Origin of the sequence: Alkalicoccus luteus, assembly GCF_012034335.1 — a bacterium.
GTDB classification, from domain to species: domain Bacteria; phylum Bacillota; class Bacilli; order Bacillales; family Salisediminibacteriaceae; genus Alkalicoccus; species Alkalicoccus luteus_A.
Window position 1 is genome coordinate 31858 of record NZ_JAATHJ010000002.1, and the last position, 20428, is coordinate 52285.

The 20428-nt window shown below is 46.9% G+C and carries 18 protein-coding genes; all 18 read right to left on the reverse strand.

The genetic code is table 11. The annotated features are described in order from the left end of the window. Positions 1-3: 3 nt before the first annotated feature. Positions 4-1263 carry an EF-P 5-aminopentanol modification-associated protein YfmF gene (yfmF, locus tag HCN83_RS01710; RefSeq protein WP_168004587.1) on the reverse strand — a complete coding sequence of 420 codons (1260 nt, stop codon included), beginning with the start codon at positions 1261-1263 and terminating at the stop codon, positions 4-6. A 13-nt stretch (positions 1264-1276) separates the two neighbouring features. After that, positions 1277-1999, reverse strand: a complete 723-nt coding sequence (locus tag HCN83_RS01715) for a GntR family transcriptional regulator (RefSeq protein ID WP_168004588.1) — start codon at positions 1997-1999, stop codon at positions 1277-1279. 42 nt (positions 2000-2041) lie between these two features. Continuing rightward, positions 2042-4351: a DNA translocase FtsK gene (locus tag HCN83_RS01720; RefSeq protein ID WP_168004589.1), complete on the reverse strand. Its 2310-nt coding sequence runs from the start codon at positions 4349-4351 to the stop codon at positions 2042-2044. A gap of 88 nt (positions 4352-4439) precedes the next feature. Further along, on the reverse strand, positions 4440-6110 hold the full coding sequence (locus tag HCN83_RS01725) for a ribonuclease J (protein WP_168004590.1): 1671 nt from the start codon (positions 6108-6110) through the stop codon (positions 4440-4442). Between the two features lie 417 nt (positions 6111-6527). Further along, positions 6528-7421, reverse strand: coding sequence for a 4-hydroxy-tetrahydrodipicolinate synthase (gene dapA, locus HCN83_RS01730; RefSeq protein WP_168004591.1), 894 nt, complete (start codon positions 7419-7421; stop codon positions 6528-6530). A 36-nt stretch (positions 7422-7457) separates the two neighbouring features. Then, the gene (dapG, locus tag HCN83_RS01735; protein WP_168004772.1) at positions 7458-8660 is read right to left on the reverse strand and encodes an aspartate kinase; all 1203 of its coding nucleotides are present in this window, start codon (positions 8658-8660) and stop codon (positions 7458-7460) included. Positions 8661-8796: 136 nt separating this feature from the next. Next, complete coding sequence (locus HCN83_RS01740; protein WP_168004592.1) at positions 8797-9843, reverse strand: aspartate-semialdehyde dehydrogenase; 1047 nt, start codon at positions 9841-9843, stop codon at positions 8797-8799. A 123-nt stretch (positions 9844-9966) separates the two neighbouring features. Further along, the gene (locus tag HCN83_RS01745; RefSeq protein WP_168004593.1) at positions 9967-11223 is read right to left on the reverse strand and encodes a M16 family metallopeptidase; all 1257 of its coding nucleotides are present in this window, start codon (positions 11221-11223) and stop codon (positions 9967-9969) included. An 81-nt stretch (positions 11224-11304) separates the two neighbouring features. Next, a complete protein-coding gene (gene pnp, locus HCN83_RS01750; protein ID WP_168004594.1) occupies positions 11305-13395 on the reverse strand; it encodes a polyribonucleotide nucleotidyltransferase in 2091 nt (696 codons plus the stop codon). A gap of 178 nt (positions 13396-13573) precedes the next feature. Next, positions 13574-13843, reverse strand: coding sequence for a 30S ribosomal protein S15 (gene rpsO, locus HCN83_RS01755; RefSeq protein ID WP_168004595.1), 270 nt, complete (start codon positions 13841-13843; stop codon positions 13574-13576). Positions 13844-13978: 135 nt separating this feature from the next. Beyond that, entirely contained in the window at positions 13979-14923 is a 945-nt protein-coding gene (locus HCN83_RS01760; protein WP_168004773.1) for a bifunctional riboflavin kinase/FAD synthetase, read from the reverse strand. Positions 14924-14928: 5 nt separating this feature from the next. Next, positions 14929-15852, reverse strand: a complete 924-nt coding sequence (gene truB, locus HCN83_RS01765) for a tRNA pseudouridine(55) synthase TruB (protein WP_168004596.1) — start codon at positions 15850-15852, stop codon at positions 14929-14931. A 92-nt stretch (positions 15853-15944) separates the two neighbouring features. Further along, positions 15945-16292: a 30S ribosome-binding factor RbfA gene (gene rbfA, locus HCN83_RS01770; protein WP_168004597.1), complete on the reverse strand. Its 348-nt coding sequence runs from the start codon at positions 16290-16292 to the stop codon at positions 15945-15947. A 25-nt stretch (positions 16293-16317) separates the two neighbouring features. After that, positions 16318-16596, reverse strand: a complete 279-nt coding sequence (locus HCN83_RS01775) for a DUF503 domain-containing protein (protein WP_168004598.1) — start codon at positions 16594-16596, stop codon at positions 16318-16320. Continuing rightward, positions 16593-18674 (reverse strand): translation initiation factor IF-2, encoded by a 2082-nt coding sequence (infB, locus tag HCN83_RS01780; protein ID WP_168004599.1) that lies wholly within the window; start codon positions 18672-18674, stop codon positions 16593-16595. The genes HCN83_RS01775 and infB overlap by 4 nt, the downstream gene beginning before the upstream one ends. 18 nt (positions 18675-18692) lie before the next feature. Further along, positions 18693-19010, reverse strand: a complete 318-nt coding sequence (locus HCN83_RS01785) for a L7Ae/L30e/S12e/Gadd45 family ribosomal protein (protein WP_425483577.1) — start codon at positions 19008-19010, stop codon at positions 18693-18695. After that, a complete protein-coding gene (gene rnpM / locus HCN83_RS01790) occupies positions 19007-19282 on the reverse strand; it encodes an RNase P modulator RnpM (RefSeq protein ID WP_168004600.1) in 276 nt (91 codons plus the stop codon). The genes HCN83_RS01785 and rnpM overlap by 4 nt, the downstream gene beginning before the upstream one ends. A 17-nt stretch (positions 19283-19299) precedes the next feature. Then, entirely contained in the window at positions 19300-20424 is a 1125-nt protein-coding gene (gene nusA / locus HCN83_RS01795) for a transcription termination factor NusA (RefSeq protein WP_168004601.1), read from the reverse strand. Between the last annotated feature and the right edge of the window lie 4 nt (positions 20425-20428).

Genomic DNA, 20428 nt, shown 5'->3' on the forward strand with positions numbered 1-20428 from the left:
TTGTCATCCTTTCCCGTGCAAGAAGTAGATCGTATCCAGCTCAAGAGAGGCTGCTGCTGCTTTTACATCTGCAGCCTGAACTTTTTCAATTTCTGTGATCCAATTGTCTGCATTCCAATTTTCCCCGATCAACGTACCGTGATACTCCAGTTCAACTCTTCCCCGGGGAGAGTCCATCGTTTCCAGCAGCTGATTTCGCAGAACCGCCTTTGATTTGGATACATCTTCATCTGAAAATGTCCCGTTTTTAATGTCCTCCAATTGCTGCAGAATAATCGAGAGCGCTTTATCATATTGAGTTGTTTCAATACCTGCCATGACGATAACGAGACCTTTATGGCTCTCAACCCGTGAAGCTGCGTAATATGCCAGGCTCTCTTTTTCTCTAACGTTAGTAAAGAGTTTCGAGTGGGGAGCTCCGCCAAACAGGCTGTTGAACACTTGCAGCGCAAAATAGTTCTTATCACCGAATACGACAGGAGTCCGGAAACCTATATGCAGCTTGGCCTGACTAACCTCATCTGATTCTTTTACTTCGCGGACTTCATCAGGCTTCTTAAAAGCACTTCGGATTGGAGCTAAAGGCCTGCTGCTGAACTTCATGTACTGGTCTGCATACCTGCTTATTTCCTGCTCATTTACGTCTCCTACTACATATAAGTCAACGACGCTGTCCTTTAACAACGACTCGTGTGCTTTAGCAAGTGACTCCCCGGTTATCGCTTCAAGCTGTTGCTCGTAACCAAGAACCGGCAGGGCGTAAGGTTCGCCTTCGCACATAATTTCTGCAAGGCGTTTATTAGCAAAGCGCATTTTGTCATCTTTTACTCCAGCCAGTTTCTGAGCGTGATTTCTTTTCTCCTCGTCAACAATTAAATCAGGAAAAGCTCCTTTTTCATTTAAATTCGGATAGAAAGCTATGGAAGCGAGCATTTGAACTGCCCGTTCTGTGAGAGGCACAGTTTCTTTTAAAAATTTCTCATTAGCCACTTCCAGTTTAAATGATAAAATATGATGTTCTCCTTTTTTTACTGCATCTGCTGTGAGATGTGCCCCGTACATTTCTTCAAGAGCAGCCTGTATGATTTCTCGTGAAGGGAAATGTTTCGTTCCTCGTTCAAGAACGGACGGAAGCAGTGCTTTTTCAGTCAGATATTCTTTTTGAAGCGGCGTGCGGATATGCATTACAAAAGTTGTTGTTTTAAATGTGCTGCTCGGAATAACTGTTGTACGAACAGACTTTGTTTTTTTAGCTTCTGGCATCGTGAACCGCCTCCTAAAATACACGCTTTCGCAATACGTGAAATTTGAACTTATCGGCCCTGAAGTAGTTTACTGAATACAAAACGGCCCTTTCCTGGTCATCATAGTGCATTTGTTTTAATACGAGCAGTGCAGTTTCCGGCTCACACTGCAGCAGCTCGGAAACGTGCTCGTGATAACCGATCGGCTCCAGATCAGTCATGGCATATGCGATTGTAATCCCATTCTGTTCGAGTTGATTAAAGATCGATTCATCCCCGCGGGATACCGGATCCGGAAGCAGGTTTTCAGGAAGTTTATCGAGGCAGTATACGACCGGTTCCCCGTCGGCTGTCCGAAGCCTTTCAATTTTCATCACTTGACGGAGGTCCTCTTCCTGGAAACGATCTCTGTCTTCAGGCGTTGCCTCAATAAATCCTGAGGAGAGAAAATTGGTTCCGGGCTCCCTTCCTCCTCTTCGTATCATGTCGGTCACACTAAATAGCTCTTCAATTCCTGATGAGAATAGCGGTTTCGTATGAATAAAAGTTCCGACTCCATGACGCCTCACGACGACACTTTCATCTTCCAGCATTCGAAGAGCTTCGCGCAGCGTAGCCCGGCTCACACCGAGCTGTCTCGAGAGTTCAAACTCAGAAGGCAGTCTTTCTCCTGCTTTATAACGGCCTTTTTCAATATCCTCTTTTATTTTATCGATCACCTGCAGATAAAGCGGTCGTGAATCGGATTTTATCAACGTGGATGCCTCCTGCCATTAGTTTTGATAGTTCTCTCTAAATCAATTACTCTGCCCATCTTCCCCTCTGGCAGCCAACACCTCCCGGGGCTTACTGCCTTCGTAAGGACCTACAATCCCCTGCTGTTCCATTTCATCTATCAATCTGGCCGCCCGTGCATACCCGACGCGGAAACGTCGCTGGAGCATCGACACAGAGGCTGTCTGCATTTCAGTGACGAGTGCGACTGCGTCTGGAAAAAGTGCGTCATCTGATTCAGCACTGGTTGTTTCTGGTTCATCGTCAGGGATCATTTCTTCTGAGTATTGTGCCTGCTGCTGTTCAATACAGTGCCTTACTACCTTTTCCACTTCTTCATCACTTAAAAACGCCCCTTGTATGCGCACCGGCTTACCCGAACCAACCGGCATAAACAGCATATCACCTTTACCAAGAAGTTTTTCGGCGCCCGCTCCGTCGAGAATCGTTCTTGAATCTGTTGAGCTTGAAACACCAAATGCAATTCTGGATGGGATGTTTGCTTTAATGACGCCCGTAATGACATCTACAGAAGGCCGCTGTGTTGCAATGATCAAATGAATCCCGGCGGCCCGTGCCATCTGGGCCAGACGGGTAATCGCATCTTCCACATCACCTGATGCGACCATCATTAAGTCTGCAAGCTCATCTACGAGGACAACGATATAAGGCAGCGGAGAATAAGGATCTTCTCTTGTTTCATTTTCTCTGTGAATATGCTGGTTATACCCTTCTATATTACGCGTGCCCGTTGCTGCAAACAATTCATATCTTCTTTCCATTTCACTGACGACTTTTTTCAATGCCTGAGCTGCTTTTTTCGGTTCAGTTACAACCGGAGAGAGCAAATGAGGAATGCCGTTATATACATTCAGTTCCACCATTTTAGGGTCTATCATCATTAGCTTGACTTCATGCGGTTTGCTTCTGAGCAGAATACTGACAATAATACCATTGATGCAGACACTCTTTCCGCTTCCGGTCGCTCCGGCTACGAGCAGGTGCGGCATTTTATTTAAATGAGCTGCAACCGCTTCTCCGGAGATGTTTCTGCCGAGTGCTATCGCAAGCGGGTTGGCTTCATTCTTCATCTGCTGAGAATCGATCACTTCACGGAACGTTACGAGAGCCACATCCTGATTCGGCACTTCGATTCCGATAGCGGATTTTCCCGGAATTGGTGCCTCCATCCGGATATCTTTGGCTGCCAGCGCTAAAGCAAGATCGTCTGATAAATTAACGATACGGCTTACTTTAACTCCGGTAGCCGGATACACTTCGTATTTCGTAACTGCAGGGCCAAGATGTACCTTGGTAACCTTCGCAGACACACCGAAACTTGCAAGCGTGTCTTCCAGTTTTCGTGCATTTTTTGACAGCTGGGAGTGCTCTTTTGACTGCGTCTGTTTCGATGGAGGAGCGAGAAGGGAAACCGAGGGCAGTTTATAGTCCACGTTTTCGCTTTCCTGAACAACGAGACCCTGTCGTTTTGATTCAACCGGCTCAGCCTCACCTTGCTCAGCCTCTTTCTTTTCTACCTGGTGCTGCGGCTCTTCGTATGCAGTCGCAGTAAAATCATAAATCAATGGTTCTTTCTCCACTGGTTGATTCAATTCTTCAGGAACTTCTTCTGCCTTATCAGTTCCTGATATGGGAGCGGGTTCATCCGTTTCTATCTTCGTATTTTCTTTTGTCTGACGCTCCTGAAATCGCTGCTTCACAGATTCTGCAATTGTAACACCTGCCAACTTCAGCTTTTTCCAGAATGTAACAGCAAACGGCTTTTGTTTTTCAGCACTCCATTTCATCATATCAATGATTGACTTTCGGCTCGCAATCACAGCACCTGCTGCAACTAGCAACAGAGCCAGCATGATGGCTCCCGGCGCTGCAGCGAGAACCGCAGTGCTTTCAAATATAAGCACTCCGGAAACTCCGCCATGAAACCCCTCTATCTGTCCAAAAGAAGCCGACTGTTCGGCAATTCCTTGTTGCACACCTTCAGCATACCGTCTTCGAAAGGGAATCTGAAGCAGGCTTGTGCAACCTGCTGCTGCCAGAAGAATTCCTGTTGTCGTTCTCGACAACAAGTGAGGAAATTTTCTTTTCCACATCAGGAACAGTCCTGAAAGAAGCAGCGCGGCTGCCGGAAGCCAATACAGGCTGCCGGCGGCAAACCTTAAAGCGTTTTGGCCTATTTCACCGATCCACCCCAGCCGGAAAATAATCAAAACTGCAGTGATAGCTAAAAGGGCACCGGAAGCTTCAAATTTAAGCAGTCGCTTCCACTGCTGTTCCTTTTTTGTAGGTTTTTTCTTTTTTTTAGCTGGCATATGTATCCGACCTTCCCGCATTCCTGCTGTGAAAACAAACAGTGCCCCCGCGATGCAGGTACCTGCAGGGAGACACTGTCGACATTCATTAGGCTTCCATGATAATTGGCATAATCATTGGCCGGCGTTTTGTTTTTTCATACAAATAGCGGCTCAGCTGGTCCCGGACATGGCTTTTCAACTGGGACCATTCTGTCTGATTCTGCTCCATTGCTTCACCCAGAGATTTTTTCACAAGCGATTCTGCTTCATTAATCAATGCTTCCGACTCGCGGACGTATACAAATCCTCTGGAAATGATATCGGGACCTGAAAGGATTTCATTGTGCTTTTTATTAAGTGTGACAACGACAACCAGAATGCCGTCCTTTGAGAGCAGCCTTCTGTCCCGCAGCACAATGTTGCCAACATCGCCGACACCGAGACCATCGATCAGAACATGACCGGAAGGAACCTTAGGGCCCCGCTTACCTTTACGCTTTTGGAATTCGACTGTCTCGCCTTTTTCCAGCAGGTAAATATTATCCGTCTCCACATGGACAGAAGCTGCAAGCTTCTGATGCGCATATTGCATACGATACTCGCCGCTGACAGGAATAAAGTGCTGTGGCTTCACTACGTTCAGCATCAGCTTCAATTCTTCCTGGCTTGCATGGCCATTTGCGTGAATCTTTTTGGTTTTGCCATATACGACATCTGCACCGGTACGTGAGATTAAATCAATCATTTGTGAAACGAGCTTTTCATTGCCCGGCTTCGGCATGGATGACATGATCATTCTGTCTTTGTTCTGAATTTTAAATAACGGGTGGGAGCCTTTGCCCATCTTCATCAGATCGCTCATTGGCTCTCCCTGTGTTCCTGTCGTCAGAACGACAAGCTCATCACGGTCCAGCGACTTTATTTCTTTTTTAGACACCAGCACGTCGTCATCATCTGTGAGATAGCCGAGTTCAAGTCCTAATTCGACCGCGCGCTCTATCGTTTTTCCGACCACAGCTACTTTGCGCTCTTTATGGGCTGCAGCGTTCAGTACCTGTTGAATCCGGTGAAGATGTGTTGAATAAACAGAGACGATCAACGCCTGAGGAGCTTCATGAAATGCATCCTTAAGACCTTCAGCCACAATAGACTCGGATGGGGTATATCCGGGTACTTCAGCAGCGGAGCTGTCTGAGAGAAGACAAAGAACCCCTTTTGAGCCTATTTCAGTAAGTTTGTCTATATCCATCGTCTGTCCATCGACAGGATTCTGGTCAAATTTGAAGTCTCCTGTATAAAGAATCGGACCTTGCGACGTGTGAATGACAATGCCAAGTGAATCAGGAATACTGTGGTTCGTCCTGAAAAAGCTGACAGGTGTCTTTGCAATACGGACCTTGGAGTCTGCATGCACTTCATGAAATTTCGGCTTCTTTTTGAGCTTAATTTCATCGCATTCATCTTTTAACAGTGCGAGCGTAAACTTGGATCCGTAAACTGGCACTTTGATCTCACGCAGCAGGTAAGCTGCAGCACCGATATGTTCTTCGTGCCCATGTGAAAGAATCAATGCCTGGACACGGTCTTTATTTTCAATAAGATAAGACATATCCGGTATCACAATGTCTACTCCAAGCATGTCATCTTCCGGATGCATGCATCCGGCGTCAAGAATAAAAATGTTCTCATCCAGCTCTACCACGTAGAGGTTTTTCCCGGATTCTCCCAGCCCACCTAGGGCAAAGATTTTAATTTTGTCGGTCTGTTGATTTGCCAAATTAATTCCTCCTGTAACTAAAGTTCAACTGTGTAGATGTTCATTATTCAGTAAATGCGACAGCAGGCGCTTAGGCGCGGAAAAAATGATCACCGGTCCACCAGAAAGAACGTCTGTCTCCTCAGACGTTCTCTGGACATGCACTGTTTCCACATTCATTTTTATCTGCTGACCAAGCCGATCTGAACCTCTTTCATAAGTATACATGAACGAGGCGCAGGTTCACAAGCTGGACTTCCAGTTTATACGCCTGCAGCGCTCAAATCACTTGATGACTATGCTGCCAATCCAATATTGGCGCCTGCCTTATCAATGAAGATGTCACAGATCGGTAAACTGCCTATCATCAATGCAGAATAAAAAAAGAAGCCTGCACCAAGGGGCAGGCTTCTGATGCTGTTTGATAGTGACGGCTCGTTAACTGGAAAATCTGCTCATACTGGAAACATCTTGAAGCGCACGCTGCACGAGCGCCCTTTCAGTTTCATCAAGCGCCACAAGCGGCAGCCTGACCCCTCCGGTGTCGAAGCCCTGCATGCTTAACGCTGTCTTCAACGGTGAAGGGCTTGGTGCTATAAACATTGCTTTCATGAATGGCACCAGCTTCTGATGCATCGATGCAGCCTGTTCTGGTCTGCCTTCTCTGTAATGCGCGATCATTTCCTGCATTTCACGTCCTATAATATGACTGGATACCGAAACAATTCCATCTGCCCCAACTGCTACAGAAGGAAGCGTCAGGCTGTCATCACCGGAATAGACTGAGAAATTGGCTGGAGTTCCTGCTACCAGCGCTGTAAGCTGATCAAGGTTTCCACTGGCTTCTTTAACAGCCGTAATATTCGGTATTTCTGAGAGAGCAATCACTGTTTCAGGAAGCAGGTTCACCATCGTTCTCCCAGGAACGTTGTAAATCATAACCGGAATATTTACTTTTTCAGCGATCGTTTTAAAATGCTCAAACATCCCTTGCTGGGAAGGTTTATTGTAATACGGCGCTACCAGCATAATGCCGTCCGCTCCATCCTTCTCTGCCTGGATAGACAATTCGGCTGTTGCACGTGTGTCGTTCATTCCGGTTCCTGCTATTACCGGAATTCTTCCGTTCGCAGCTTTTACTGTTTCACGGTAAAGCTCTGCTTTTTCTTTCATGCTGAGCGTGGCGGATTCACCTGTCGTTCCTCCGCTGATTACAGCTTCTGTTCCGCGCTCAATTAACAGATCAACAAGGGGTCCTAGCTGATCAAAATCGACAGCACCCTGATGATTAAATGGTGTAATCATTGCTGTTACGACATTTCCCAGTTTCATCTGTCATCCTCCTCTTTTCAGCCTGAAGCAGTGAATTTATTCACCAATTAAAAAACTGTCATGAAGTATGTTCACGGCCTCTGGCATTTGCGGGCTGCTTACAAGCACCCATATGGTTGTATGTGAATCTGCTGACTGCAAAACCCTTATTTCCCTCTGCTCCAGCGCTGAGACAATTTTAGCAGCAATTCCAGGCACTCCACTCATGCCTCCGCCGACAACAGCCACTTTCGCACAATCGTCCGTCCATGTTACGTCATGAGGCAGATCTTGTAAAGAGTCGAGAGCCTCAGTAAGCTTCCCGGAAGGAATCGTAAAAGTCGCAAAATCCGGATGAATGGAAATAAAGTCTACAGATATTCCTGCTTCAGCCATCGCTGTGAAGACATCCCCTTTAGGTTCGGGTCCGGATGCTTTAATCTGGCAAACGTGATCTTTGTGGGTTACAGCCGTAACCGGCCTTTCTTTCAAATCCTGACCAGCCGCCCCGTCAACTGAAGAGCGGATCATCGTGCCGGGTCCATCTTCTGAGAATGCTCGGATACGAAGAGGAATTTCAGCCTGCATGGCAATTTCCACTGCTCTCGGATGAATGACTTTTGCACCTTGATAGGCCATGTTGCTTACTTCCGCATATGTAACTGCTTTAAGCGGCATTGCCCTGCCGGCTATTCGTGGATCAGCCGTCATAATACCTGCTACATCAGTAAATATGTCTACCAAATCTGCCTTTAATGCTGCGCCCAGAGCAGTTGCTGATGTATCGGATCCGCCTCTGCCAAGCGTTGCCGTCGTTCCTTTAGGGGTTTGCCCCTGAAATCCAGTGACGACAATCACATCCATTTCTTCCAATGCTGTTTCCAGCGCCGCTGTCTGCATCTCTGTTATGCGCGCATCGCCGTAAACTTCATTTGTACGAAACCCTGCTTCGGCTCCGTTCATAGCTCCAGCCTTAATGCCTTTACGCTGCAGCAGCGCCGAAAAAGCCACCGACGATATTGTCTCCCCGCAAGCCATCAGCATATCCAGCTCTTTTGCCGAAACAACCGGAGTGGCGCCGCCGGCGAGCGTTAACAGCGTATCGGTCGCGTACGGGTCACCGCTTCTGCCGATTGCAGAAACGACTGCGACAACTTTGTATCCATTTTGCAATGCGTCAGAAATATGTGCTGCGCACTGCTCTCTTTTTGCTTCCGTCTGAAGGGAAGAACCGCCAAATTTTTGAACGATTAATTTCATATATGCATCACCATCTTCATTATAATCCTGCATGTGCCAGGCTACAAGCGAAGAAATGTAAAACGCAGTTCACGCGGTATTTCCAATCGCCCCAATAAAAAATCCCGGCACTCAGCTGGCCGGGATTTAACAAAGTTTATTTTAACAATCCTTTTTGGATCAGAGAAAAAGCGATTTGCACAGAATTGAGGGCCGCGCCTTTCAAAAGATTATCTGCGACAATCCACAAGTGGAATCCTTTTGGATTATCAAGATCCTGTCTGATACGACCGACAAAGATATCGTCTTTCCCTTTTGCATCAGCTGCAAGTGGATAGAGCTGACTGGACGGGTCATCCTGCAGCGTGATTCCAGGAGCTTCGCGCATAAGATCTTTTAATTTATCAACTGTTAACCCTTCCTGCTCCGTTTCAATGTAAACTGACTCGGAGTGTCCCGTTTCAACAGGCAGCCGGACACACGTTGCAGCAACATGCATCGATGGCTCCTCCATGATTTTTTTCGTTTCATTAATCATCTTCATTTCTTCAAAAGTAAATCCGTTATCTGTAAAGACATCGATTTGGGGCACAGCGTTAAACGCAATTTGATAGTGCTTTTTATCTCCTGAAACAGGAAGCACTTTCGGATCGATTTCTTGATCGTCAAGAATTTGTCTCGACTGCTCGTACATTTCATCTACTGCGTCGGCACCCGCACCGGAAACTGCCTGATAAGTGGACACCACCAGCTTATTCATGCCGTAAGCCCGGCGGACAGGCTCTAACGCTGCTACCATTTGAATGGTGGAACAGTTTGGATTGGCAATGATTCCGTTATGCTTATCAAGTGCATGCTCGTTAACTTCAGGAACTACGAGCGGAACATTTTCATCCATACGGAATGCACTGGTATTGTCCACGACAATCGCTCCGCGTTTCACTGCTTCATGCGCCAACGCCTTCGAGACTGAACCACCTGCTGAAAACAGTGCCAGCTGAACACCCTCAAATGACTCAGGCTTTGCTTCTTCAATCGTAATATCCGTTCCTCTGAACGTCTTGACTTTTCCAGCTGAGCGGCTGGATGATAAAAGCTTTAATTCATTAACCGGAAAATCGAGCCGGTCGAGTGTTTTAAGCATTTGTTCACCAACTGCTCCTGTTGCACCTACTACTGCTACGTTAAATGTTTGCTGAGTCATATAAACCCCTCCGTCAATTTAATCACTATCTAATCACATCACTCTAATAGTTTAGCAGCCCCTCTCAGACTCTGCACATGCGAATACAGTGGATGAGACAGCTTTATTAAGCATCAGAGGCTGTCAGCATTCAACAGCGGTACGATTTCGCAGGGAGGCGGGCAGGGAGCCCGCTGTACTGACGAGAGACACCGCTGGATTGTCATGTAAAATCAAACGAGCTGTATATTGGATGGCATGCATGGAAACTGCATCAATCGCTTCTACCATCTCATCGATCGGCAAGCTTCTTCCGAGGAATAATTCATTTTTAGCATTGCGGTTCATGCGGCTGCTGGAGCTCTCAAGGCTTAACAGCAGATTGCCTTTAAGCTGTTCCTTGGCATTCGTCAGTTCTTTTTCTGTCAGCCCATTTTCCTTCACATCATTGGTCACCCGCTTGATGATATCGACTGTTTCATCCAGATGTTTTTCGTGCGTACCTGCATAGATTGTGAGAAGTCCTGTATCCCGGAACGCTTCATGCATCGAATAGACTGCATAAGCAAGTCCGCGCTCTTCGCGAATTTCCTGAAAAAGGCGGCTGCTCATGTTACCTCCAAGCACATTATTTAAAAGAACAGCGCTGTAAATCGTATCGTCGGTTAGCGAGACTCCCTCGTATCCGAAGCAGAGATGCGCCTGCTCCGTTTTTTTCTTTTTTGTTAACACGTTACCTTGAAATACAGGCTTCTCCAACTGCAGCGGCTCTCCGTCGTGTGCAGAGGATGTAAACGCATCTGATACTTGGTCTACAAGCTCATCTGTAAAATTACCGGCTATCGAAATGACAAGCCGCTCCCCGCCATAATGTCGTTTCATAAAATCTCTGAGACGGCTCTCGTTAAAGGAAATGAGCGTTTCCTCTGTACCCAGAATCGGTGCTGCAATAGGATGTCTTCCGAAAGCTGCTTCTGCAAGCATTTCATGCACGAGATCATCCGGTGTATCGTCATACATGTGAATCTCTTCCAGTACGACCTGCTTCTCTTTTTCCATTTCTCCGGCATCAAACCGGCTTTCAAAGAACATTTCTGTTAAAAGTGCAACAGCACTGGCCGCATGCGTATCCAGGACTTTAGCATAGTAAGCTGTGTATTCTTTCGAGGTCATTGCGTTGACATATCCACCCATGGCATCAAATGCCTCAGCGATTTCAGAGGCCGTTTTTTGCTTTGTGCCCTTGAAAAGCATATGTTCAATAAAATGGGCAGAGCCGTTTTCTTCAGGCTGTTCAAACCTGGAACCAGTGCTGACCCAAATTCCAGCCGATACCGACCGGATGGACGTGTCTTTCTCCAGTACCAGCCTTACATTGTTTGAAAGCGTCCGTTTTTCCATTGAAACCATTCCTCCAGCCTAATAATAACCGAAAGCCCGCCGGAAGCTGTGCTCCCAGCGGGCCGGCCCGGCTATAGATACTTATTTATCAAGCATTGCTTTGCGGGAGAGATTCACTCTTCCCTGATTGTCGATCTCAGTGACTTTTACCATCACTTCATCACCAAGTTCCAGAATGTCCTCTACTTTATTGACTCGCTCGTGTGCAAGCTGCGAAATATGCACCAGCCCGTCTTTCCCTTTAAAGAGTTCAACGAATGCACCGAACTTCTCAATTCGCTTTACTTTGCCGAGGTATGTCTGACCAACCTCTACATCGCGGACGAGGTCTTCGATTGTCTTTTTTGCTCTTTCGTTTGCAGCAGCATCCGTAGAAGCAATATAGACTGTTCCATCCTGTTCAATATCAATCTTCACGCCGGTTTCATCTATGATCTGATTGATCGTTTTGCCGCTCGGCCCAATGACGTCACGAATTTTGTTTGGATTGATAGACATCATCATAATCTTAGGAGCGTATTCGCTTAAATCGGTGCGCGGAGCCGGGATGGCTTCCATCATATTAGAGAGAATTTTCATTCGCCCTTGTTGAGCTTGAGCAAGTGCTTCCTGAAGCACCTGCTTATCGATACCGTCAATTTTAATATCCATCTGCAGAGCTGTTACTCCGTCTTTCGTACCGGCAACTTTAAAGTCCATATCACCGAGTGCGTCTTCCATACCCTGGATGTCAGTAAGAACCTGAACGGAATCCTCATGCTTGACAAGTCCCATCGCGATTCCGGCGACCGGCGCTTTAATCGGAACTCCGGCTGCCATCATCGCAAGCGTGCTTGCGCAGATACTCGCCTGTGAAGTCGAACCATTGGACTCCAGTACTTCCGACACAAGACGGATCGTATACGGGAATTCTTTCTCAGATGGAATTACCTTCTCCAATGCACGCTCCCCAAGGGCACCATGGCCAATTTCACGTCGTCCCGGACCGCGGATAGGACCCGTTTCTCCGACGCTGAAGAGCGGGAAGTTGTAATGATGCATAAATCGTTTGGACTCCTCAATACCAAGTCCGTCAAGTACCTGAACGTCGCCGAGAGCCCCAAGTGTACAGACGCTGAGAGCCTGCGTCTGGCCACGGGTAAACAGACCGGAACCGTGCGTTCGCTGCAGTATATCAATTTCAGATGCAAGCGGACGGATTTCATCAACTTTTCGGCCGTCTGGGCGAATTCCTTTTTCAGTAATGAGCCTGCGCACAGTTTCTTTTAACAGCATATCCAAAATCTGCTTTACTTCCCCGGTGCGATCTTCCCCATCATCTTCCGGCATAAACTGTTCGAGAATCTCATCATACGCTTGTTTCACAGCAGTGTCCCGATCCTGTTTGTCAACGACAGTCGCAGCCTCCTCAATCAAGCTGCCTGAAGCTTCGCGAACTTGTTGCACAAGTTCTTCATCATGCTTCAACAGCTTTACATCCATCTTGGAGGATGCGACTTCCTGCGCTATTTCTTCCTGAAAAGCAACGAGGCGCTTGATTTCTTCATGCCCGAATAAAATTGCATCCAGCATGACATCTTCTGAAACTTCGTCAGCTCCAGCTTCTACCATATTAATTGCATCTTTAGTACCTGCAACAATTAAATTAATATCGCTTTTCTCCATTTGATCAGTCGTCGGATTAATGAGAAATTCGCCATTTACGCGTCCGACAGTTACACCTGCGATCGGTCCGGCGAATGGAATATCCGAAACAGACAGCGCCAGACTCGACCCTACCATTGCAGCCATCTCCGGAGAACAGTTCTGGTCATTACTCATGACAATGCTGATCACCTGAACATCGTTACGGAACCCATCCGGAAACAACGGCCGGATCGGACGGTCGATCAGTCTGGAAGTGAGGACTGCGTGATCGCTCGGACGGCCTTCCCGCTTAATAAATCCGCCGGGAATTTTTCCGGCTGAGTAAAGTCTTTCTTCATAGTTAACAGTAAGCGGAAAGAAAGGAAGATCTTTTGGTTCCTTTGATGCTGTAGCAGTAGATAATACTGTCGTATCTCCGTAACGTACCATCACTGCCCCGTTCGCCTGCTTGGCGAATTGGCCGTATTCTACAGTTAATTCACGGCCGGCCCATTCTGTCTTAAACACTTTCTTTTCTGTGGCCATATAATAAATCTCCTCCCGCCTGCATGATGCAGGTTTCATGTTCAGTTTATGTAAAAGGTAAAAGCGTACGTTCTTTAATTCCTCATTCATCATATCAAATATTGAGCACCGTGAAAAGCTGACAGTACTGCTTTAAGCACAATAAAAAAGAGCGGGAGAGACTCCCGCTCTGACCGTCTTATCGACGAAGACCAAGCTTATCAACCAAAGCACGGTAACGGGTAACGTCTTTCTTACGAAGATACGTAAGAAGGTTACGGCGCTGACCTACCATCTTCAGCAGTCCACGACGGGAATGATGATCCTTCTTGTGGGTACGAAGATGCTCGTTAAGTGTGTTGATCTGTTCTGTAAGGATAGCTACCTGAACCTCTGGGGAACCGGTGTCGTTTTCATGTGTCTTATACTCAGTAATAAGCTCATTTTTACGCTCTTGAGTCAATGCCATCCAAATCCACCTCCTGAAACTTTTTTTAATCGCCTGCAGCCCAGCGTACGTCGGTGAATCGAAGCGCCGCGCTGTGGTTCGACTCATTTAATATACATGACTTGCTCTGCTGATGCAAGGGAAGATCGTAAATTTCTACGTATTCCGCTTCTCCTGATATTGCTGCAGGTGCTTTCTTGCATGTTCAGCATCTGCAGATATCTGTTGTTTCAGCTCATCTGCCGACCCGAATTTCTTTTCCGGTCTGATGTGCTTTAAAAAAGAAACGTTACATTCCCTCCCATAAATATCTTTATCGAAATCGAAAAGGTTAACCTCCAGCGTTCGTTTGCCATCCGATTTAAATGTAGGAGCAATTCCTATATTTGCCACGCCATGATGGATGAAGCCATCTACTTCAGCTGTTACCGCATATACGCCGTTTGCTGGTGCCAGTTGTTTGACCGGGATCGCAACATTCGCTGTCGGGAAACCGATCGTACGTCCTCGTTTTTCACCGTGAACGACGGTCCCTTTTATTTCATAATGTCTGCCCAGCAGAGTCGCTGCCATTTCCACATCACCATTGTGGAGACACTGCCGAACAGCGGTGGAGCTTATTTTCTGATCATTCTCCTGAAATTCATCGACCGTTTCCGAACTAACCTGTCCCCTGCTGTGGAAAGGGAAGGTTTCCATAGTTCCTTTCCCTTTATGCCCAAACGAATAGTCAAAGCCGGCTGTCACATGTTTAATTTGCAGCCCTATAACGTATTCATCAACAAACTGCTGCGGCGTCAATCCAGCAAATTCCTCGCTGAACGTCACAAGAAATAAATAATCAATTCCTTCTGCACGGAGAAGTTCTATCTTCTGCTCAAGCGTTGTTAAATACTCTGCCTGCTCGCCTCTCAACACTTCTTTAGGATGAGGATAAAAAGTCATCACTGCTTTTTTCAGCCCTTTTTCTTCTGCAGTGCGGCAGGCAGCGCGAATGACCTGCCTGTGACCTCGGTGCACCCCATCAAAAAACCCGAGCGCACAGGCAGAGGCCGCAGGCGTTTTATGTTGAAACGGATGTTTAAGTTCGATTATTTCCACCATTATCACCTCGGCTGATCAGCTGTTCTGATCATTTTTTCGGGTTTCATGCTGCCTTCACGTTTTTCATCTCGTTTGTACAAGGCCAGCAGTCTTCCGTCGCTGCTGTGCAGTGCCGCAAATGAGGCGTCTTCTGTGAACTGCTCCGGCAGAGGTAGAATCGCCCCCTGCAGCACCTTCAATTCAAGTTCGTCTGAGATAGTGATAGCAGGAAAATGAGCTGTAGCATGTTCCATCGTCACAAGATATTCGCCGGGGTCATCAGACGCTTCCAGCTGTTCGAACGTTACACACTGGGCACTGTCTATGCTGCCGGAAGCTGTTCGTGTCAGCGCTGACATATGGGCCGCATATCCAAGCTTGCGGCCGATATCAACTGACAGCGTTCGGATATAAGTACCTTTGCTGCACAAGCAGGTAAAGGAAAAGGAGGCAGTAGCAGCTTCTGCTTCAATGGCAGAAGTACGTTTTAGTTCGTGAATGGTGACGTTGCGAATTGGCCGCTCGACTTCCACCCCTTCACGTGCATATTCATACAATCTTTTACCTTTTACCTTCACGGCAGAATACATTGGCACCTGCTGGCTGATGACTCCTGTTAGTTGAGCAAGAGCCTGATCTGCTTCCTCCTCGGAAGGCGCCTGCATAGCCGGTGTCTGATTTATTACAGAACCGTGGCTGTCTTCCGTGTCGGTCGAATATCCGATCGTTACGGTCCCCTCATACTGCTTGGAAACACCTGTCAGGTATTCCACAAGCTTTGTGGCCCTTCCGAGACAAACGGGGAGAACCCCCTCTACTTCCGGATCGAGCGTTCCGGTATGACCTGCTTTTTTAGTGCCATATATTCGCCTGACCCGTTTAACAGCTTCAAAGGATGTCATCCCCGCGGGTTTCCACAGCGGTACAATCCCATTTATTTCGTTCATCGTGATTCCCTCCGGCCTTCAAGTTATTCTATGTATGAAAAGGAAGGGTATATCCCTTCCTTTGGATGGAATATACCCTTCGGGACGTCCTGCTATTCTTTTTCTTTCATTTGTTTCAGCAGTGTTTCAATCCGGTTGCCCCGTTCAATACTTTCATCAAATTCAAACGATATTTCAGGAGTTTTCCGGAGCTGAACCCTTTTTCCTGCTTCTGATCGAATGAAGCCTTTTCCTTTTTCAAGGGCGTCAAGCGTTTTTTTGCGCTCTTCTTCTTCCCCATATACAGTAACGAAAACGGTGGCCTGCTGAAGGTCTCCCGTAATTTCCACATCTGTCACTGTAATGAAACCGATGCGTGGATCTTTCAGCTCCCGCTGAATGATATCAGAGATTTCTTTTTTCAGCTGTTCAGCTACTCGATTCGCGCGAACGTTACCCATCATTAATCACTCCTGACACACTAAATTACAGCCATTCCCAGGTAACAGAGGAAATCTCAAGTTCAGGCCGGGAATCCAAATAATGAAGCACCCGCTGAAGCTCTTTTTCCACGACTGTTCTGCTGCTGCTTACAGATACTGCTACCCATTTTACACGCTGCCAAACATCCTGATGTTCCGTTTCGGCAAAAGCTGCGTTAAACTTTCTGCGGATGTGATCCGCGCAGCTTTTCGTGACAGCCCGTTTCTCCTTCAGAGACTGAGGGTCGTAAAGCAGAGCTTCAATCGTGACTGCTCCGATCATGTACGCTTAATTTCCTCCATGACATATGCTTCGATGATGTCGCCCTCTTTCACATCATTAAAGCCGTCGAGAGTAATTCCGCACTCATAGTTTTTCGCTACTTCCTTCACGTCGTCTTTGAATCGTTTTAAGTCCTGAAGCGATCCTTCATGGATGACAACGCCGTCGCGGATAAGTCGTACTGTAGAGTCGCGGGTTATTTTACCTTCTGTAACATATGAACCGGCAATAGAGCCGATACGGGAAACCTTGAATACTTGACGAACTTCAGCCTGGCCGATTACTTTCTCTTCGTACTCAGGGTCGAGCATGCCTTTCATCGCTGCTTCCACTTCCTCGATCGCAGCATAAATGACGCGGTGAAGACGAATATCCACATTTTCTGCGTCTGCCGTCCGCTTCGCATTAACATCAGGACGAACATTAAAACCGATCACAATCGCATTTGATGCTGAGGCCAGAATAATATCTGATTCAGCAATGGCACCGACGCCAGTGTGAATAATGTTCACTTTTACGCCTTCCACTTCGATTTTTTCAAGCGATCCCTTCATTGCTTCAGCAGAACCTTGAACATCAGCTTTTACAATGATATTGATATCTTTAATCTCACCCTGCTGAATCTGATCAAACAGATCATCCAGACTGACAGTGGAATTTTGTTTGCGGCTCGCCACTTTTTCACGCATTGAGCGGGTTTCCCCAATTTGACGGGCTTTCTTTTCATCTTTAAATACTTTAAACTGATCGCCTGCCTGCGGAACGTCGTTCAGGCCTGTAATTTCAACCGGCATCGATGGCCCGGCTTCTTTAACACGACGGCCGATATCATTTACCATTGCACGTACTTTTCCGTACGTATTACCGACGACGATCGCATCACCGACCCGAAGCGTTCCTCCCTGAACGAGCAGGGTGGCAACCGGACCTCGTCCTCGGTCAAGCTCGGCTTCAACAACTGTGCCGTTTGCCTCTTTATCAGGGTTCGCTTTCAGTTCAGCTACTTCGCTGACCAGAAGGATCATTTCTAGCAGATCATCGATTCCTTCTCCCTGAATTGCAGACACATTGACAAAGATTGTTTCTCCGCCCCAGGCTTCTGCTACAAGACCGTGTTCAGTTAATTCCTGCATGACACGGTCCGGGTTGGATCCTTCTTTGTCGATTTTGTTTACTGCAACAATTATCGGAACTTCAGCCGCTTTGGCATGATTAATCGCTTCTACCGTCTGAGGCATGACACCGTCATCAGCTGCTACAACGAGTATCGTAATATCTGTAGCCTGAGCACCGCGTGCACGCATTGTAGTAAATGCAGCGTGACCAGGTGTATCAAGAAACGTAATTTTCTTTCCGTTTTCTTCTACCTGATAGGCACCAATATGCTGCGTGATGCCGCCAGCTTCACCGGCTGTCACTTTCGTATGACGGATACTGTCAAGCAGTGTTGTTTTACCGTGGTCGACGTGTCCCATAATGGTGACAACGGGAGACCGCTCCTGCAGATCTTCTGCAGCATCCTCCTGAATCATGTTCTCAAATTCAGCTTCATCAATAACAATTTTCTCTTCAACTTTTACACCGAACTCTTCACCTAAAAGCTCAATTGTTGTGTTATCAAGCTCCTGGTTGATCGTAGCCATCGTACCGAGGCTCATCAGCTTTTTAATAATCTCGGATGGTTCTTTATGAAGCTTGCCGGCAAATTCTGCAATTGTAATTGGCAGTTCGTACGTAATGGATTCAGGCATAGCAGGCTTTTGTTTCTGTGGCTTTTGTCCGCCTTTTCTTCCTCCGCCCCGGGTGTTCTGCTGGCCACGATTGTTTTTCTGGCCAGGTTTTTTTGCAGTATTGGGTTTGCTGTTGTTTTTTTGTTTCACGGGTGCATTCTCACCACTTCTCTTAGGTTTGGAAGATACTTTTTTCTCGTTCTTTCCTTCCAGTTTATCAATTGTATCTTGGGTAATGACGCTCATATGATTGTTAACCTCAATGCCCATTTTACCCAGTTTTGTAATAATTTCTTTACTGGTAACGTTCTTTTGTTTAGCATATTCGTAAATTCTCATTTTGCTCATAAACGTACCTCCTATATATCAGGATGACTCCTGACCTTCAGAGAGTTTCAGAAATGCTTTAGCAAAACCCTCATCAAGAATGGCCAGCGTCACCCTCATTTCTTTCCCGACGGCAGCGCCGAGATCTTCTCTTGAACCGGCCTGAACAACCGGTACGTTATAATAACGACATTTGTCCGTTACTTTTTTCTTTACAGCGTCTCCGGCATCTTCAGCCAGAACAACTGCTGCAGCCTTTCCGGACTGCACTGATTTTACGACGAGTTCCTCCCCGGTCGTAAGTCTGCCGGCCCGCTGCATAAGGCCGAGCAGATTTAACTGCTTTTGAGTGATCACAGCAGCTGCTCCCTGAGGTGAAGCCGACGCATTTCTTCATAAAGAGCAGCGGGAACAGATGCTTTTAAATGCCGGTCAAGCACTTGTTTTTTTTCTGCCTGATTAATGACATCGATATCACTTGTAATATATGCTCCACGACCGGACTTTTTAGAGGTCGGGTCCAGAACTACCTCCCCTTCCGGCGTGCGCACGATTCGTATCAGCTCTTTTTTTGGTTTCATTTCCTGTGTGACAACACACTTTCGCAGGGGTGTTTTCTTCTTGCGCATCGTTAAATCCCCTCCAGTCAGTTATCTTCATTGAGCCAGTCGGCAACACTGTCGTGGTCCTCTTCCGGCTCTTCAGCAGCTTCTGGTTCACCGTCAAGCAGTCCAAGTTCTTCTGCTTCCGATTCACTCTTAATGTCAATTTTCCATCCGGTAAGCTTGGCAGCCAGTCTTGCATTTTGACCGCGCTTGCCTATCGCAAGGGAGAGCTGGTAGTCCGGAACAATAACCTGAGTCATTTTCTCTTCTTCGTTAACCGTCACTTTTACAACTTTTGAAGGACTGAGTGCGTTAGCTACGTATACTTTTGGATCTTCCGACCAGCGGACAATATCAATCTTCTCGCCGCGCAATTCATCCACAATTGTCTGCACACGCTGTCCTCTGGGCCCCACACAGGAGCCTACCGGATCAATATCTTCGTTTTCTGCGTGAACGGAGATTTTGGAACGTTCGCCTGCTTCACGGGATACGGACTTCACTTCAACAGCGCCGTCATAAATTTCAGGCACTTCCAGCTCGAAAAGCCGTTTCAGAAGACCCGGATGCGTTCTGGAAATCATTATCTGAGGACCTTTTGTCGTCTTTTCGACTTTAGTGATATACGCCTTGATCCGGTCGTTATGCTTGTAGTTTTCAGTAGGCATCTGTTCACTTAAGGGCATCAGCGCTTCCACCTTACCAAGATCAACGTAAATAAAACGGTGATCCTGACGCTGAACAATACCTGTCATAATATCTTCTTCACGGTCGATAAAGTCCGAGTAAATGATCCCTCTTTCTGCTTCACGGACGCGCTGAGTTACTACCTGCTTTGCTGTCTGGGCCGCAATTCGTCCAAAGTCACGGGGAGTCACTTCAATTTCCACAATATCGTCTACTTCATAAAGCGGATTGATTGAATGTGCTTCCTCCAGTGATATTTCCAGGCGGTCGTCAAAAACTTCTTCCACAACTTGCTTTCTGGCAAAAACCCGGATCGAACCTGAATCACGGTCGATATCAACACGCACGTTTTGTGCAGAATTAAAATTTCTTTTATAACCGGTGATGAGTGCCTGTTCAATGGCTTCCAGAATCACCTCTTTATCAATTCCCTTATCTTTCTCAATGGTCGCAAGGGCTTCCATAAATTCACTGTTCATGGAG